Source organism: Pseudomonas sp. CH61, assembly GCF_059429415.1.
Genome location: NZ_CM182098.1, coordinates 1,290,525 through 1,307,356, shown reverse-complemented (window position 1 = coordinate 1,307,356; position 16,832 = coordinate 1,290,525). Strand labels below are relative to the sequence as shown.

The window sequence follows — 16,832 nt, the reverse complement described above, 5'->3', positions numbered from 1 at the left end:
GCTTAGGCAACCGTCAGCGCGGAGACCACCAGATCGCAACTGCGCTGGGCGTACGCCGTCAGCACGATGCGGATCTGCGGCAAATCACGGGCAAGCACGGCGGCCAGCAGGCGTTCGAACAGTTCGAGGAACTCGCTCATTGAGGCCTTGCGCTGTTCGAGGGCGAGAAAGTAAGCGCGGCTCATGGCCGGCTGCAGGTTCTCGACCGTTTCTTGCAGGTACGGATTGTTGGCGAACGGATAGGCAGCGCGCATCACGCTGAAGCTGTCGTCGACGAAGCTGCGGATGTCCTGACGCTCGTAGCTGGCGGTCAGGCGCTGCTGGATCTGCACGAACGGCGCCATGTCCGACTGCACTTGCCAGCCATTGGCCACCGAGTTGCCGAGCAGGATGTACAGCTCGCTCATCAGCGTGCACAGGCTCTGCACCTTGTGCGGCGTCAGCTCGGTGACGTGCGCACCACGACGCGGCAGGATCGCGATCAGGTGACGGCGTTCGAGGATCAGCAAGGCTTCGCGGACCGAGCCGCGGCTGACATTGAGGGCCAGCGTGACCTTCTGTTCCTGGATGCGCTCTCCCGGCTTCATTTCGCCACGAATGATGCGTTCGGCGAGGTGGTGAGCGATTTGCTCGGCGAGGCTGTCCGGCGCCTTGAACGTCATGGTTGTCCTTCAAACTCTATCGATCTGCACAAGCGGCGCAGTGTAGCGCAAATGCACGGTCATGGCGGAGTGCCCACTCAGCGGTTTTTGGCACGAATCCCGCAGTTTTCTTTAGAAAACCAAACAAAAAACCAGGCTGACCGATGAAGGTCAATACTGAATAGACACGTTGTTGATCGACGAAATGTTTTTTCCTGACCTTTAAGTCAGAAAACCATTGACCGAAAAGTCAGACCTGCTAAATTCGGCTCAAGTCGGTTAACAACAATAATGAGTCTGCGAGGCCTTCCGTGATCCAGTTTTTACTTAACCAGGAACTCCGTAGCGAGCACGCCCTGGACCCGAATCTGACTGTGCTCAATTACCTGCGTGAACACGTGGGTAAATCGGGCACCAAAGAAGGTTGCGCCAGCGGTGACTGCGGCGCCTGCACCGTGGTGGTCGGTGAGTTGCAAACGGATGACGCTGGCCGCGAACACATTCGCTATCGCAGCCTCAACTCGTGCCTGACCTTTGTCTCGTCGCTGCATGGCAAACAATTGATCAGCGTCGAAGACCTCAAGCACCAGGGCGAACTGCACAGCGTGCAGAAAGCCATGGTCGAGTGCCACGGCTCGCAGTGCGGTTTCTGCACCCCCGGTTTCGTCATGTCGCTGTTCGCCCTGCAAAAGAACAGCGATGCACCGGATCACGCCAAGGCCCACGAAGCGCTGGCCGGCAACCTCTGCCGCTGCACCGGCTACCGGCCGATTCTGGCGGCTGCCGAGCAATCGTGCTGCGGCAAGCAACCGGATCAGTTCGATGCCCGCGAAGCAGAGACCATCGCGCGCCTGAAAGCCATCGCCCCGACCGATATCGGCGAACTCAACAGCGGCGACAAGCGCTGCCTGGTGCCGCTGACCGTCGCTGATCTGGCCGATCTCTACGACGCTTATCCACAAGCACGGCTTCTCGCTGGCGGCACCGATCTGGCGCTGGAAGTCACCCAGTTTCACCGCACCCTGCCGGTGATGATCTACGTTGGCAACGTCGCGGAAATGAAGCGCATCGAAACCTTCGATGACCGCATCGAAATCGGCGCTGCCACCGCCCTCTCCGACTGCTACGAAGCGTTGAACGCCGAGTACCCGGACTTTGGCGAACTGCTGCACCGCTTTGCCTCGCTGCAGATCCGCAACCAGGGCACCCTCGGCGGCAACATCGGCAACGCCTCGCCGATTGGTGACTCGCCACCGCTGCTGATCGCCCTCGGCGCACAGGTGGTGCTGTGCAAAGGCGAAACCCGCCGCACCCTGAACCTCGACGATTACTTCATCGATTACAAAGTCACGGCCCGTCAGGAAAGTGAATTCATCGAAAAGATCATCGTGCCGCGCGCCAGCGCCGAGCAGTTGTTCCGCGCCTATAAAGTGTCGAAGCGTCTGGACGACGACATCTCCGCCGTCTGCGCCGCGTTCAACCTGCGCGTGGAAAACGGCGTGATCACCGATGCGCGCATGGCCTTCGGTGGCATGGCCGCGATCCCGAAACGCGCTGCCCACTGTGAAGCTGCGCTGATCGGTGCGCCGTTCAACAACGCCGTGGTCGAACGCGCCTGCGCCGCGCTGGCCGAAGATTTCACGCCGCTTTCGGACTTCCGCGCCAGCAAGGAATACCGCCTGCTCAGCGCGCAGAACCTGCTGCGTAAATACTTCATCGAACTGCAAACACCGCACATCGAGACTCGGGTGACCGCTTATGTCTAACCATCACGGCGTAGAGAAAACTCAAGCTGAACTGGCTGAATTGTTCGCCAAGGACCTGACCTCCGGTGTCGGCCGCAGCGTCAAGCACGACAGCGCCGCCAAGCACGTGTCCGGTGAAGCGCAGTACATCGATGATCGCCTGGAATTTCCCAACCAATTGCACCTGTACGCACGCATGTCGGATCGCGCCCACGCGAAAATCATCAGCATCGACACCAAGCCGTGCTACGCCTTCGAAGGCGTGCGCATCGCCATCACCCACGAAGACGTGCCGGGCCTGAAAGACATCGGCCCGTTGATGCCGGGCGACCCGCTGCTGGCCATCGATGATGTGCAGTTCGTCGGTCAACCGGTGCTGGCCGTCGCCGCGAAAGATCTGGAAACCGCGCGCAAAGCCGCGATGGCCGCGATCATCGAATACGAAGACCTCGAACCTGTGCTCGACGTGGTTGAAGCCCTGCGCAAACGCCACTTCGTGCTCGACAGCCACACCCATCAGCGCGGCGACTCGGCCTCCGCGCTGGCGACCGCTGAACACCGCATTCAAGGCACGCTGCACATCGGCGGTCAGGAACACTTTTACCTGGAGACGCAAATCTCCTCGGTAATGCCGACTGAAGACGGCGGCATGATCGTCTACTGCTCGACGCAGAACCCCACAGAAGTGCAAAAACTGGTCGCCGAAGTGCTCGACGTGTCGATGAACAAAATCGTCGTCGACATGCGCCGCATGGGCGGTGGTTTCGGTGGCAAGGAAACTCAGGCCGCCAGTCCGGCGTGCCTGTGCGCGGTGGTTGCGCACCTCACTGGCCAGCCGACCAAGATGCGCCTGCCGCGCGTCGAAGACATGCTGATGACCGGCAAGCGTCACCCGTTTTACGTCGAATACGACGTCGGCTTCGACAGCACCGGCCGCCTGCACGGGATCAACATGGACCTGGCCGGCAACTGCGGCTGCTCGCCGGACTTGTCCGCCTCGATCGTTGACCGCGCGATGTTTCACTCCGACAACTCGTACTACCTCGGCGACGCGACCATCAACGGTCACCGCTGCAAGACCAACACCGCGTCGAACACCGCTTACCGTGGTTTCGGTGGCCCGCAAGGCATGGTCGCGATCGAAGAAGTGATGGACGCGATTGCCCGTCACCTGCACCTCGATCCGCTCGCTGTGCGCAAGGCCAACTACTACGGCAAGACCGAGCGCAACGTCACCCATTACTACCAGACCGTCGAGCACAACATGCTCGAAGAGATGACCGCTGAACTGGAACAAAGCAGCCAGTATCACGAACGCCGCGAAGCAATTCGTCGCTACAACGCCAACAGCCCGATCCTGAAAAAAGGCCTGGCGCTGACCCCGGTGAAATTCGGCATTTCCTTCACCGCGAGTTTCTTGAACCAGGCCGGTGCGCTGATCCACATCTACACCGACGGCAGCATCCACCTGAACCACGGCGGCACGGAAATGGGTCAGGGCTTGAATACCAAAGTCGCGCAGGTCGTGGCCGAAGTGTTCCAGGTCGAAATCGATCGCGTGCAGATCACCGCGACCAACACCGACAAGGTGCCGAACACCTCGCCGACAGCGGCGTCCAGCGGCGCTGACCTGAACGGTAAAGCGGCGCAGAACGCGGCGGAAATCATCAAGAAACGCCTGATCGAATTCGCTGCGCGGCACTACAAAGTCACTGAAGAAGACGTTGAATTCCACAACGGCCACGTGCGGGTTCGCGACCACATCCTGACCTTTGAAGCGCTGATCCAGCAGGCGTATTTCAATCAGGTGTCGCTGTCGAGCACCGGCTTCTACAAGACCCCGAAAATCTATTACGACCGCAGCCAGGCGCGTGGCCGTCCGTTCTACTACTTCGCCTTCGGCGCGGCGTGCTGCGAAGTAATCGTCGACACCCTGACCGGCGAATACAAGATGCTGCGCACCGATATTCTTCACGACGTCGGCGCCTCGCTGAACCCGTCCATCGACATCGGTCAGGTCGAGGGTGGTTTCATCCAGGGCATGGGCTGGCTGACCATGGAGGAGCTGGTCTGGAACAACAAAGGCAAGCTGATGACCAACGGCCCGGCCAGCTACAAGATTCCGGCGGTGGCGGACATGCCACTCGATCTGCGGGTGAAGTTGGTGGAAAACCGCAAGAACCCGGAAGACACGGTGTTCCACTCCAAGGCTGTCGGTGAACCGCCGTTCATGCTCGGGATTGCGTCGTGGTGTGCGATCAAGGATGCGGTGGCGAGCCTCGGTGACTACAAGCATCAGCCGCAGATCGATGCGCCGGCGACACCGGAGCGGGTGTTGTGGGGTTGCGAGCAGATGCGTCAGCTGAAAGCGGTGAAAGCCGTCGAAGCTGAAACCGAGTTGGCTCCGCTCTAGGACCGAGGCGCGGCTATCGCGAGCAGGCTCACTCCTACAGGGGAACGCATTCCAAATGTAGGAGTGAGCCTGCTCGCGATGAGGCCCGAACAGACAACGAAGATGTCGAGGTGAACATGTACAACTGGATCGACGCCCTCGCCGACCTGCAGAACCAGGGTGAACCCTGCGTTCTGGTGACGATCATCGAAGAACTCGGCTCGACGCCACGCAACGCCGGCTCGAAAATGGTCATCAGTGCCAATCAGAGTTTCGACACCATCGGTGGCGGGCATCTGGAGTACAAAGCCATGCAGATTGCCCGCGAGATGCTCGCCAGCGGCAAGCAGGACACCCATCTGGAGCGCTTCAGCCTCGGCGCCAGCCTGGGCCAGTGCTGCGGCGGCGCGACCGTGTTGCTGTTCGAACCGATGGGCCAGGTGCAGGCGCAGATCGCCGTGTTCGGTGCCGGCCATGTTGGCCGCGCCTTGGTGCCGCTGCTCGCCAGCCTGCCCTGCCGGGTGCGCTGGATCGACTCGCGCGAGGCCGAATTCCCCGAACAGATCCCCCACGGCGTGCGTAAAATCGTCGCCGAAGAGCCTGTGGATGAAATCGATGAGCTGCCCGCCGGCAGTTATTGCATCGTCATGACCCACAACCATCAGCTCGACCTTGAACTCACTGCTGCGATCCTCAAGCGCAACGACTTCGCCTACTTCGGCCTGATCGGTTCGAAGACCAAACGCGCGAAGTTCGAACATCGCTTGCGTGATCGCGGTTTCGACAGCGGCGTCGTGCAACGCATGCGCTGCCCGATGGGCATCGGCGAAGTCAAAGGCAAATTGCCTGTGGAAATCGCCATCTCCATCGCCGGCGAAATCATCGCCACCTACAACGCCAACTTCGGCCAGCAGACTGCCAGCGCCGAACCGATTGCCAAACTGCTGCCGGTTTCGCGGCGCAGTCAGGCGACCAAACTCAAAGCCTCAAACTGATTAGAGAACCCTCATGCCTCTGACTCGCAAAGCCTACCGCGCCGCCATCCTGCACAGCATCGCCGACCCCGCCGAAGTCGGGATCGAAGCCTCCTACGAATATTTCGAGGACGGCCTGCTGGTGGTCGATGGCGGCAAGATCAGCGCCCTCGGCCACGCCAGTGATTTGCTGCCGACCCTGCCGGCGGACATCGAAATCGAGCACTACAAAGACGCGCTGATCACCCCGGGCTTCATCGACACGCACATTCACTTTCCGCAAACCGGCATGGTCGGCGCCTACGGCGAGCAACTGCTCGACTGGCTCAACACCTACACCTTCCCGTGCGAAAGCCAGTTCGGCGACAAGGCCCACGCCGACGAAGTCGCTGACATTTTCATCAAGGAACTGCTGCGCAACGGCACCACCACCGCGCTGGTGTTCGGCAGCGTGCACCCGCAGTCGGTGAACTCGTTGTTCGAAGCGGCCGAGAAGCTCGACCTGCGCATGATCGCCGGCAAGGTGATGATGGACCGCAACGCGCCGGATTATCTGACCGACACCGCCGAATCCAGCTACGTCGACAGCAAAGCGCTGATCGAGCGCTGGCACGGCAAGGGTCGTCTGCACTACGCAGTCACCCCGCGTTTCGCGCCGACCAGCACCCCGGAACAACTGACCCTCGCCGGGCAACTGCTCACCGAATATCCGGATCTGTACATGCAGACCCACATCAGCGAGAACCTCAAGGAAATCGAGTGGGTCAAGGAGCTGTTCCCGGAGCGCAAGGGCTACCTCGACGTTTACGATCACTACAAACTGCTCGGCGAGCGCTCGGTATTTGCTCACGGCGTGCACCTGTGCGACGACGAATGCGCGCGTCTGGCAGAAACCGGCTCGGCGATCTCGTTCTGCCCGACCTCGAACTTCTTCCTCGGCAGCGGCTTGTTCAACCTGCCGATGGCCGAGAAGCACAAACTCAATGTCGGTCTGGGCACTGACGTCGGTGGCGGTACCAGTTTCTCGCTGCTGCAAACCCTGAACGAAGCGTACAAGGTGATGCAACTGCAAGGTGCGCGACTGAGCCCGTTCAAGTCGCTGTACCTGGCGACACTGGGCGGTGCGCGAGCGCTGCGTCTGGAGGACAAGATCGGCAATCTGCAACCGGGTTCCGACGCTGACTTCCTAGTGCTGGATTACAACGCTACGCCGCTGCTGAGCTATCGCCTGAAGCAGGCCAACAACATTGCCGAGACGTTGTTTGTGTTGATGACGCTGGGCGATGACCGCACGGTGCAGCAGACGTATGCGGCGGGTGCGTTGGTGCATCAGCGCTAAAATTTATCGTCGAAAAAAAATCCCCCAGCGCCTTTCAGCCTGGGGGATTTTTGTTGTCTGTCAGATTGCTATCGCGAGCAGGCTCACTCCTACAGTTGATCTTAGTTGTTCACACATTTTGTGGCCACTGAAGATCCAATGTAGGAGTGAGCCTGCTCGCGATGGGGCCAGCTCGGTCTAACTTAGAGCTTGGCCGCAGGGCGCCCCGGCTTCTTGGTCTGCAACAAATGCGAGAACACCGCATGCAGATCATCCGACGCGCCTTCCTCGTCGAGGTTGAGCTTGCTGTCGATGTGATCCATGTGATGCATCATCAGATTGACCGCCAGCTCACCGTCGCGTTTCTCGATCGCGTCGATCAACTGGGTGTGTTCGTCGTACGAACAGTGCGAACGGTTGCCGCTTTCATACTGAGCGATGATCAGCGATGTCTGCGACACCAGGCTGCGCTGGAAGCTGATCAATGGAGCGTTCATCGCCGCTTCCGCCAGTTTCAGGTGGAATTCGCCCGACAGACGAATACCGGCACCGCGATCGCCACGCGAGAAGCTGTCGCGTTCATCATTGACCATCTGGCGCAGCTCGGCGATCTGCTCGGCGGTGGCGTGTTGCACGGCCAGCTCGGTGATCGCGCGCTCGACCAGACGGCGGGCGAGAAACACCTGTCGCGCCTCTTCCACACTCGGACTGGCGACCACGGCGCCACGGTTCGGCCGCAACAGCACGACGCCTTCATGGGCCAGACGCGAGAGCGCGCGGCGAATGATGGTGCGGCTGACCCCAAAGATTTCCCCCAGCGCTTCTTCGCTCAATTTTGTGCCGGGCGCCAGACGCTGTTCGAGGATAGCCTCAAAGATATGCGCGTAGACAATATCGTCCTGGGTTCCGCTGCGGCCGGCTTTGCCTGCTCGCGGTTGTTTCTTGAGGGGTTGCAACTGTTCGTTCATGGGCACTCGAGTCGGGAGAACTGCGGCGAATAGACCGTGACTGTAATACGGCACAGTAGGTCGCTGGCAAGTATCGCGTAAAAAACAGCGCGATTGTACACAATGAAAGGTGGCAACACGACTGTACGGCTGTTTGCGACCTCGGCTGTATTGCAACGATCCGTTACGATTGAGTTTAGGCTTGATCGCAGAATCCGCCTTCAACGCACATTTCCCTGTAGGAGTGAGCCTGCTCGCGATTGCGGTGTGTCATTGGGCAATGTTGTGGCTGACCCACCGCAATCGCGAGCAGGCTCACTCCTACAAGGGTTTGCGTCATGGCGGACATCTTCATTGGTATAAGGAACACCGTTGTCATGAACGACGCCACGCACACTCAACTGCGCCCTCTGGCCGACACCTCGCCCTCGGCGATCGTCGCCGGTTTCATCGCGATGATGACCGGCTACACCAGCTCCCTGGTGCTGATGTTCCAGGCCGGGCAAGCGGCAGGCCTGACCAGCGGGCAGATTTCTTCGTGGATCTGGGCGATTTCCATAGGCATGGCGGTGTGTTCGATCGGCCTGTCGTTGCGTTATCGCACGCCGATCACCATCGCCTGGTCGACACCCGGCGCGGCGTTGCTGATCACCAGTCTGGGCGGTGTCAGTTATGGCGAGGCCATCGGCGCCTACATCACTTGCGCGGTGCTGGTGACGATTTGCGGGCTGACCGGCAGCTTCGAACGGCTGGTGAAAAAGATTCCGGCCTCGCTCGCAGCCGCATTGCTGGCAGGGATTCTGTTCAAGATTGGCAGCGAAATTTTCGTCGCCGCGCAGCATCGCACCGGGCTAGTGCTGGGGATGTTTTTCACCTATCTGCTGGTTAAACGCCTGTCACCGCGTTATGCCGTGCTCGCGGCACTGCTGATTGGCACCGCGCTGTCAGGCTTCATGGGCTTGCTGGATTTCAGCGGTTTTCATCTGGAGGTGGCGACGCCGGTGTGGACCACGCCGCACTTCTCGCTGGCCGCGACCATCAGCATTGGCATTCCACTGTTCGTGGTCGCGATGACCTCGCAGAACATGCCCGGCATCGCCGTGCTGCGCGCCGACGGCTACAACGTCCCGGCCTCGCCGCTGATCACCACCACCGGCATCGCTTCACTGTTGCTGGCGCCGTTCGGCTCCCACGGCATCAACCTCGCAGCGATCAGCGCGGCGATTTGCACCGGGCCGCACGCCCATGAAGATCGCAACAAGCGCTACACCGCTGCAGTCTGGTGCGGGATTTTCTACGGGATTGCCGGGGTGTTCGGCGCCACGTTGGCGGCGTTGTTTGCAGCGTTGCCGAAGGAACTGGTGCTGTCGATTGCGGCGTTGGCGTTGTTTGGTTCGATCATCAATGGCTTGAGCATTGCGATGACTGAGGTGAAGGAACGGGAAGCGGCGTTGATTACCTTTATGGTCACGGCGTCGGGGCTGACGCTGTTTTCCATTGGTTCGGCGTTTTGGGGGATTGTTGCGGGGGTTTTGACGCTGGTGATTTTGAATTGGCGCAAAGCGTAAGGTCAAAAGCCCCTCACCCTAGCCCTCTCCCCGAGGGAGAGGGGACTGACCGTGTTGGACGCGCGAGCTATACCAAGACGAGATCCCGAGTCGAACTCGAATTTTGAAAAGCCCATAAATCGGCTCCCTCTCCAGGGGGAGAGGGCTGGGGTGAGGGGCAGACTCACCACAAATCCCAAACCGAACAGCCAAACCCCAGACGAAAAAAAACGGCGACCCTCAGGTCGCCGTTTTTTTCAGTATCACTTAGCCGCGTTGATCGGCTTTTCCGGATACCAAACGTCCAGCAACGGGCTGACTTCATACTTGGTCAGCTCGGAGCGGGTTTTCAGCCAGGCTTCAACGGCAGCACGCTGCTCTTCGTTGACCGAGCCACGCTTCTGCAGGCAAACCAGACCGAAGTCGTCGCCGCCAACATAACCCAGACCATTGGCTTCCATGGCTTCTTTGATGAAGGCTTCGAGGAAAGCGTCAATGGCTTCTTCGGACAAGTCTTCTTTGAAGTCCAGGTTCAGTTCGAAACCCAGCTCTTGAAATTCATCAACGCACAGTTTTTTGCGCAGACGCTGGGAACGGTTAGTCGCCATTGGAACAATCCTCTTAAGTAAATACGGCGGGCACTTTACCAGTTTAAGCAATCGATTGCCCGCCTCTCTGGACACGGAGGCCGACCGCCTGTAAAAAAATCAACGAATCGCCACCCCGAGGACGGCACAATCGGTTACACCTTGGGGCATAATGCCGACACTTTCGTGACCACTGAGGACCTTTTCATCCATGTCCTCGTCTTTTTTCCCCTCGGCTGTAGGGTTTTATTTCATATGATCAAATCGTTGCGTCCTCTGCTTCTCGCCGGCCTTCTTCTGCCTCTGGCGCTGCCTGTTTCCGCTGCCACCATCAATACTTCACTCACCCCGAATGTCGAAAAAGCCCTCAAGGCAAGCAAATTGCAGCCCAGCGCCCTGTCGCTGGTGATGGTGCCGCTCGACGGCCCGGGCACGCCGACCGTGTTCAATGCCGACGTCTCGGTCAACCCGGCCTCGACCATGAAGCTGGTCACTACTTACGCGGCGCTGGAAATGCTCGGTCCCAATCATCAGTGGAAGACCGAGTTCTACACTGACGGCGACCTCAACGGCGGCATCCTCAACGGCAACCTCTACCTCAAGGGTGGCGGCGATCCGAAGCTGAACATGGAAAAACTCTGGCTGCTGATGCGCGACCTGCGAGCCAACGGCGTGACCCAGATCACCGGTGACCTGATTCTCGACCGCAACTTCTTCGTGCAGCCGCAACTGCCGGAATTCAACGATGACGGCAATGACGAGAACAAACCGTTCCTGGTCAAACCGGATTCGCTGCTGGTCAACCTCAAGGCCCTGCGCTTTGTTGCCCGTAACGACAATGGCCGAGTGCTGATTTCGGTTGAGCCGCCGATTGCCAGCATCCACATCGCCAACACCGTTAAAGCCCTGCCCTCCAAACAATGCACCGGCGGCGTGCGCTACAACCCGGTGCCAGAGGCGGATGGCAGCGTGACCGTGACCGTGGCCGGCCAGTTGGGCGAAGGTTGCAGCTCGCAGACTTACCTGTCGCTGCTCGACCACGCGACCTACACCGCCGGCGCCGTGCGCGCGATCTGGAAAGAACTGGGTGGCAGCATTCAGGGCAAGGATCGCCTGGCGTCGACGCCGAGCAACGCCAAACTGCTCGCGCGTGCCTACTCGCCGGATCTGGCGGAGATCATCCGCGACATCAACAAATACAGTAACAACACCATGGCTCAGCAGTTGTTCCTGAGTCTTGGGCAGAAATTCCGCAACGACGCTGACGGTGATGACGCGAAAGCCGCACAACGTGTGGTGCGCCAGTGGATGGCGAAGAAAGGCATTACCGCACCGCACCTGGTGATGGAGAACGGCTCCGGCCTGTCCCGTGCTGAACGGGTCAGCGCCCGTGAAATGGCGAGCATGCTGCAAGCCGCCTGGCACAGCCCGTATGCCGCCGAGTACATCAGCTCGCTGCCGATCGCCGGCACCGACGGCACCATGCGCAAGCGTCTGAAAACCACGGCGATGCGCGGTGAGGCGCACGTCAAGACAGGTACTTTGAACACTGTGCGGGCGATTGCCGGTTTCAGCCGTGATGTGAATGGCAATACCTGGGCGGTGGTGGCGATCCTCAACGACAAGGCACCGTTTGGCGCATCGTCGGTGCTCGATCAGGTGCTGCTGGATCTGTACAAGCAACCGAAACTGGCGCAGACCGCTTCGGTCCTCTGATCACCGCGCCTCCTGTAGGAGTGAGCCTGCTCGCGATAGCGTCGGTCCCGATACATCGAGGTGACTGACATACCGCAATCGCGAGCAGGCTCACTCCTACAAGGTTTTGCGCAAGACCCTAGCTCATCTGCTCGACACGATCGCGCCCGCGCTGCTTTGCCATATACACACCCGAATCCGCCCGCAACAGCAGCGCATCCGCGCCCTCCCCCGATCGCCAACTGGCGATCCCGAAACTCGCCGTGACCACGCCGACTACATCCACCGGCGCACTGCGCAAACCCTGCCACAACTCAACCGCCAGCATGTACGCATGTTCGCCGTCGATGTCCGGGCACAGCACCATGAACTCCTCACCGCCCAACCGGCAGAACACATCGGTACGCCGCAGACGATGGCCAATCCGCTCGCACACCGCTTGCAGCACCCGGTCACCGACGGCGTGGCCATACTGATCGTTGATGCGTTTGAAATGGTCGATGTCGAGCATGATCACCGACAGCTCACCGCCGCCGCGCTCGACCCGGGCCATTTCCGTGGTCAGACGTTCCTGAAAATAGCGACGGTTGTGAATGCCGGTCAGCGAGTCGGTCACCGACAGTGCGCGCAGTTCTTCTTCCACGCGCTTGAGGTCAGAAATGTCCGAGATATAGCCATGCCACAGCACACCACCGCCCGGCAGTTCTTCCGGCGTCGCCTCGCCGCGCACCCAGCGCAGGCCACGCTCAGGCAGTTGCACGCGGTATTCCTCGCGCCACGGACTGAGACTGTCGGCCGAGGCGCGAATTGAGGAGCGCACGCGGACAACGTCCTGTGGATGAATGCGCGTGAAGATCGCCTCGGCGTTGAACAACAGCACGTCCGGCTCCAGCTCGTAGATCTCGCGAATACCGTCGCTGGCGTAGATCACACTGAAGCGCCCGTCGAATTCCATCTTGAATTGATAGATGCCGCCGGGCACGTGCGCGCTGAGCTTTTTCAACAAGACGTCGCGCGCCGCCAGCACCTCGTGCACGCGCTTGCGCTCGGTGATGTCGATGCAGATCGCCAGATGCCCGACCCACAAACCCTGCTCATCCAGTACCGGGGTGGCGAGCATGTTCACCGGAATATGGCTGCCATCGCTGCGCACCAGCGTCCACTCGCGGGCCTCGTGGCCGCCGACTTCGCCGCCCTCGACCAGCATCGCGTGGCAGGTCGGGATGCTTTTACCGTAGCGCGCACTCAATTCGCCGGCACGGGCCGCCAGCTCTCGGGGCAGGTGCAGGTTTTCCAGGGTCATGTGGCCGACGACTTCGGCGCTGCTGTAGCCGAGCATTTGCTCGGCGCCGGGATTGAACGTGTTGATCACGCCGCGCAGGTCGGTGGCGATGATCGCCACCTGCGTCGCCGCATTCAGCACGCCGCGTAACTGGCCGTGGGTGCCGCGCAGTTCCTGTTCGCTGGCGTGCAGTTCCTGCGTGCGCTGCTCAACCATAAGCAAGGCGCGCTGACGCTGACTGACCAACACGTAGAGCAAGGCGCTGAGCAGCAGACTGAGCAAGCCACCCAGAATGATCACGCTGCCCACCGACGAATGGTTGGCCTGAACGAACGCGTCGCTCGGCAGGATATCGACCTGATAGTCGTGATCGGCCATGCGCAGTAACCGCGTGGCCGACAGGTCGCTCGGCGCCGGTTCATTGGTCGATTCGAACAACACCTCGTGCTGATCATGGGTCGACATGTCGAGAATGCGCACCGACAGATAGTCATGGAAGGCATCCGGCAAACCGTCGGCCAGCAGCTGGCGCATGCTGATCACCGCCATCACGTAGCCGAACGATTGGCGCTCGCCATTGCGGCTCACCGGCGCGACGAGCAGCACACCGCGCGCATAGGACGGCTCGATGCTGACCAGATGCATCGGTTGCGATACCGCCAGCCCGCCGAGCTTGTCGGCACGTTGCAGGGTGTCGCGCCGCAGCGGTTGCGCGAGCAAGTCATAACCCAACGGTGAGCCGAGCCGGCTTTGCGTCTGGCTATAGAGCACCGGCACGTAGGCATCGCGCACGCCAGCCAGTTGCAGCTCGCCCTGGGCATTCAGTTCACGCAGGGTGAAGTTACTCAGGCCTTCGTCACGCACCCGCTGCTCGAATGCCGCGCGCTCGGCACCGCTGACCTTGAGGGCAAACGAATAGGCCTGGGTACGCATCAATAAGGGTTGGGTGTAACCGTCGAATTCGGTGCGGGACACCGATTCAGAGTTGGCGAAGAAGCGGCGCAAGCCGTCCAGGCGTTGCTCCTGATCCTGAAAGCGTTCTTCGATGCGACTGTAACGTTCGTTGGCCAGCAGTTGAAAACGCTGACGGGTCTGTTGCTGAAACTGATTGAGGGTGGCCCAGGCGAGCAGCCCCGTGAGAATCCCGCCGGCGAGCAATACCAGCAGCGCGACCAGCCAGGCCGAGACGTCTTCGCTGATGAAACCCAGAATCTTTGGGCGCACGGGGTGCAACGACATAAAGACAACTCACTACGCCAGCATTTACGGGAAAACCCCATTGACCGTGTGTGAGTTATAGCTATTAGCCACTAATTTAGCTAGCGCGGGCAGATCCACGGAGCCTTTAAAAATCAAGGCTCTGTGGATCCAATTGCGCAAAGCGTCAACGAGCCGTGATTTTCCAGGCGCGGTGAATCTTGGTGTTGCGGGCGAAATCCGGATCGATGGTCTGCGCGCTGATTTCCTCTACCGCGTAACGCTCGGCGAGGTTTTCTTCCAACTGGAACTTGCGGAAGTTGTTGGAGAAATACAGCACACCACCGGTTGCCAGACGGGCCATGGCCAGGTCAATCAACTGCACCTGATCACGTTGCACGTCGAAGATGCCTTCCATGCGCTTGGAGTTGGAGAACGTCGGCGGATCGATGAAGATCAGGTCGTACTCGTCACGGCTGCTTTCCAGCCACGCCATGACATCGCCCTGCTCCAGACGGTTCTTGTCCGAATAGCCGTTCAGCGACAGGTTGCGACGCGCCCAGTCGAGGTAAGTCTTCGACAGATCGACGCTGGTGGTGCTGCGCGCGCCGCCCTTGGCCGCGTGTACGCTGGCGGTCGCGGTGTAGCAGAACAGATTGAGGAAGCGCTTGCCGGCGGCCTCTTTCTGAATACGCATGCGCATCGGACGGTGATCGAGGAACAGGCCGGTATCGAGGTAGTCGGTGAGGTTGACCAGCAACTTCACGCCGCCCTCGCTGACTTCATTGAACTTGCCTTGCGCAGCCTGACGCTCGTACTGCTTGGTGCCGCTCTGGCGCTCGCGGCGTTTGACCACCACGCGGCTCTTGTCGACGTTCAGCGCCTGCGGAATCGCCGCCAAGGCATCGAACATGCGCGCCGAGGCTTTTTCCGGATCGATCGATTTCGGCGCGGCGTATTCCTGGACATGCACCCAATCGTGGTACAGGTCGATGGCCATCGCGTACTCAGGCATGTCGGCGTCGTAGACGCGGTAGCAATCAATGCCTTCGCGCTTGACCCACTTGCCCATGGCCTTGAGGTTTTTCTGCAGACGGTTGGCAAACATCTGCCCGCCTTCGCTCAAGCGCGGTTGCTCGATCACCGGTGCCGGGGCTGGCGTCGGTTTGATCGGGTTACCGTTCTTGTTGAACTTGCGTTCTTGCGGCTCGTCCGGGGTCTGGTCGTAAGCCGCTTGCTCGCGCTCGGCCTGACGCTGTTCCGGGGTGCGACGCTCGCCGGTGACGAACTGATCCGGCAGCACTTTGATCAACAGCAGCTTGCACGGCAGCGCGCCGTTCCAGAACGAATACTGTTTATGGCTGCGAATGCCCATGCGCTTGCCCAGATCCGGGGCGCCGGTGAACACCGCCGCTTCCCAGTTCAGGCAGGCCTGACGCAGGCGCTCGCCGAGATTCTGGTAGAGATACAACAGGCTGGCTTCGTCGCCGAGACGCTCGCCGTACGGTGGGTTACAGATGACCAGACCTTTCTGGTTCTGATCCGGACGCGGCTCGAAGGTCGCGACTTCGCCCTGGTAGATCTTGATCCACTCGCTCAGGCCGGCACGCTCAACGTTGTTGCGGCCCGGTTGAATCAGACGCGGATCGGCTTCGTAGCCACGAATCCACAGCGGTGGCTTGGCCAGACCGGCAGCGGCGCGCTCGACGGCCTCTTCGTGGAGTTTTTTCCACAGCGCCGGCACGTGACCGAGCCAAGCGGTGAAGCCCCACTGCTCACGACGCAGGTTCGGCGCCATGTCAGCGGCAATCATGCCGGCTTCGACGAGGAACGTACCGACACCGCACATCGGGTCAGCCAGCGCGCCGCCTTCAGCGGCAATACGTGGCCAGCCGGAACGGATCAGGATGGCTGCCGCGAGGTTTTCCTTCAGCGGCGCCGCACCCTGCTGCAAGCGATAGCCGCGCTGGTGCAGGCTGTGGCCGGAAAGGTCGAGGGAGAGAATCGCTTCACCGCGATCCAGACGCAGGTGAATGCGCAGGTCCGGGTTGAGCTTGTCGATCGACGGACGGTCGCCCTGCGGGGTGCGCAGTTTGTCGACGATGGCGTCTTTGACTTTCAGGGCACCAAAGTGGGTGTTGTCGATGCCTGAGCCGTGGCCGCTGAATTCGACGGCCAGGGTGCCGTCGCTGAGCATGTGATCCTGCCACTCGATGTCGAGCACACCGTGGTAGAGGTCTTCAGCGTCTTTCATCGGGAAACGCTTGAGCACCAGCAATACGCGGTTGGCCAGGCGCGACCAGAGGCACAGGCGATAAGCGGTTTCCATGGTCGCCATGCCACGCACGGCGGAAGTGTGCTCGCGCGCTTCTTCAAGGCCAAGCCCGACGGCTTCCTCGATGAGCAGGCCTTCAAGGCCTTTAGGGCAAGTGAGGAAGAGTTCGAAACGGTCGGACATGGGATTTCCAAAGCCTTTGGCTAGTGAATCGGCAACGCATTGCCGATCC

General features: G+C 60.3%; 11 protein-coding genes. 6 read left to right on the top strand and 5 right to left on the bottom strand.

Annotation, left to right across the window (positions count from 1 at the left end):
- Positions 1-2: 2 nt before the first annotated feature.
- On the bottom strand, positions 3-662 hold the full coding sequence (locus tag AC5SEM_RS05940; RefSeq protein ID WP_038365421.1) for a GntR family transcriptional regulator: 660 nt from the start codon (positions 660-662) through the stop codon (positions 3-5).
- A 290-nt stretch (positions 663-952) separates the two neighbouring features.
- On the opposite strand from AC5SEM_RS05940, the gene xdhA reads away from it, so the two are divergent.
- The 4 genes from xdhA (at position 953) to guaD (ending at position 7,091) form a co-directional block, all read left to right on the top strand.
- On the top strand, positions 953-2,407 hold the full coding sequence (gene xdhA / locus AC5SEM_RS05935; RefSeq protein ID WP_495472366.1) for a xanthine dehydrogenase small subunit: 1,455 nt from the start codon (positions 953-955) through the stop codon (positions 2,405-2,407).
- Positions 2,400-4,799 (top strand): xanthine dehydrogenase molybdopterin binding subunit, encoded by a 2,400-nt coding sequence (gene xdhB / locus AC5SEM_RS05930; protein WP_495472365.1) that lies wholly within the window; start codon positions 2,400-2,402, stop codon positions 4,797-4,799. The genes xdhA and xdhB overlap by 8 nt, the downstream gene beginning before the upstream one ends.
- A gap of 116 nt (positions 4,800-4,915) precedes the next feature.
- Positions 4,916-5,773: a xanthine dehydrogenase accessory protein XdhC gene (xdhC, locus tag AC5SEM_RS05925; RefSeq protein WP_095047732.1), complete on the top strand. Its 858-nt coding sequence runs from the start codon at positions 4,916-4,918 to the stop codon at positions 5,771-5,773.
- A gap of 13 nt (positions 5,774-5,786) precedes the next feature.
- Positions 5,787-7,091 (top strand): guanine deaminase, encoded by a 1,305-nt coding sequence (guaD, locus tag AC5SEM_RS05920; protein ID WP_077571841.1) that lies wholly within the window; start codon positions 5,787-5,789, stop codon positions 7,089-7,091.
- A gap of 182 nt (positions 7,092-7,273) precedes the next feature.
- Here the strand turns inward: guaD and AC5SEM_RS05915 are convergent, their stop codons facing one another.
- Positions 7,274-8,038, bottom strand: a complete 765-nt coding sequence (locus tag AC5SEM_RS05915) for a GntR family transcriptional regulator (protein ID WP_007918375.1) — start codon at positions 8,036-8,038, stop codon at positions 7,274-7,276.
- 356 nt (positions 8,039-8,394) lie between these two features.
- On the opposite strand from AC5SEM_RS05915, the gene AC5SEM_RS05910 reads away from it, so the two are divergent.
- The gene (locus AC5SEM_RS05910; RefSeq protein ID WP_123592776.1) at positions 8,395-9,585 is read left to right on the top strand and encodes a benzoate/H(+) symporter BenE family transporter; all 1,191 of its coding nucleotides are present in this window, start codon (positions 8,395-8,397) and stop codon (positions 9,583-9,585) included.
- 242 nt (positions 9,586-9,827) lie between these two features.
- On the opposite strand, the gene AC5SEM_RS05905 is transcribed toward AC5SEM_RS05910, so the two are convergent.
- Entirely contained in the window at positions 9,828-10,172 is a 345-nt protein-coding gene (locus AC5SEM_RS05905; protein ID WP_007916365.1) for a YggL family protein, read from the bottom strand.
- 234 nt (positions 10,173-10,406) lie between these two features.
- Between AC5SEM_RS05905 and dacB the strand changes: the two genes are divergently transcribed.
- A complete protein-coding gene (gene dacB, locus AC5SEM_RS05900; RefSeq protein ID WP_471896283.1) occupies positions 10,407-11,867 on the top strand; it encodes a D-alanyl-D-alanine carboxypeptidase/D-alanyl-D-alanine endopeptidase in 1,461 nt (486 codons plus the stop codon).
- Positions 11,868-11,985: 118 nt separating this feature from the next.
- Here the strand turns inward: dacB and AC5SEM_RS05895 are convergent, their stop codons facing one another.
- The gene (locus tag AC5SEM_RS05895) at positions 11,986-14,367 is read right to left on the bottom strand and encodes a sensor domain-containing diguanylate cyclase (RefSeq protein WP_495472364.1); all 2,382 of its coding nucleotides are present in this window, start codon (positions 14,365-14,367) and stop codon (positions 11,986-11,988) included.
- A gap of 145 nt (positions 14,368-14,512) precedes the next feature.
- The gene (gene rlmKL, locus AC5SEM_RS05890; RefSeq protein ID WP_095047738.1) at positions 14,513-16,783 is read right to left on the bottom strand and encodes a bifunctional 23S rRNA (guanine(2069)-N(7))-methyltransferase RlmK/23S rRNA (guanine(2445)-N(2))-methyltransferase RlmL; all 2,271 of its coding nucleotides are present in this window, start codon (positions 16,781-16,783) and stop codon (positions 14,513-14,515) included.
- Between the last annotated feature and the right edge of the window lie 49 nt (positions 16,784-16,832).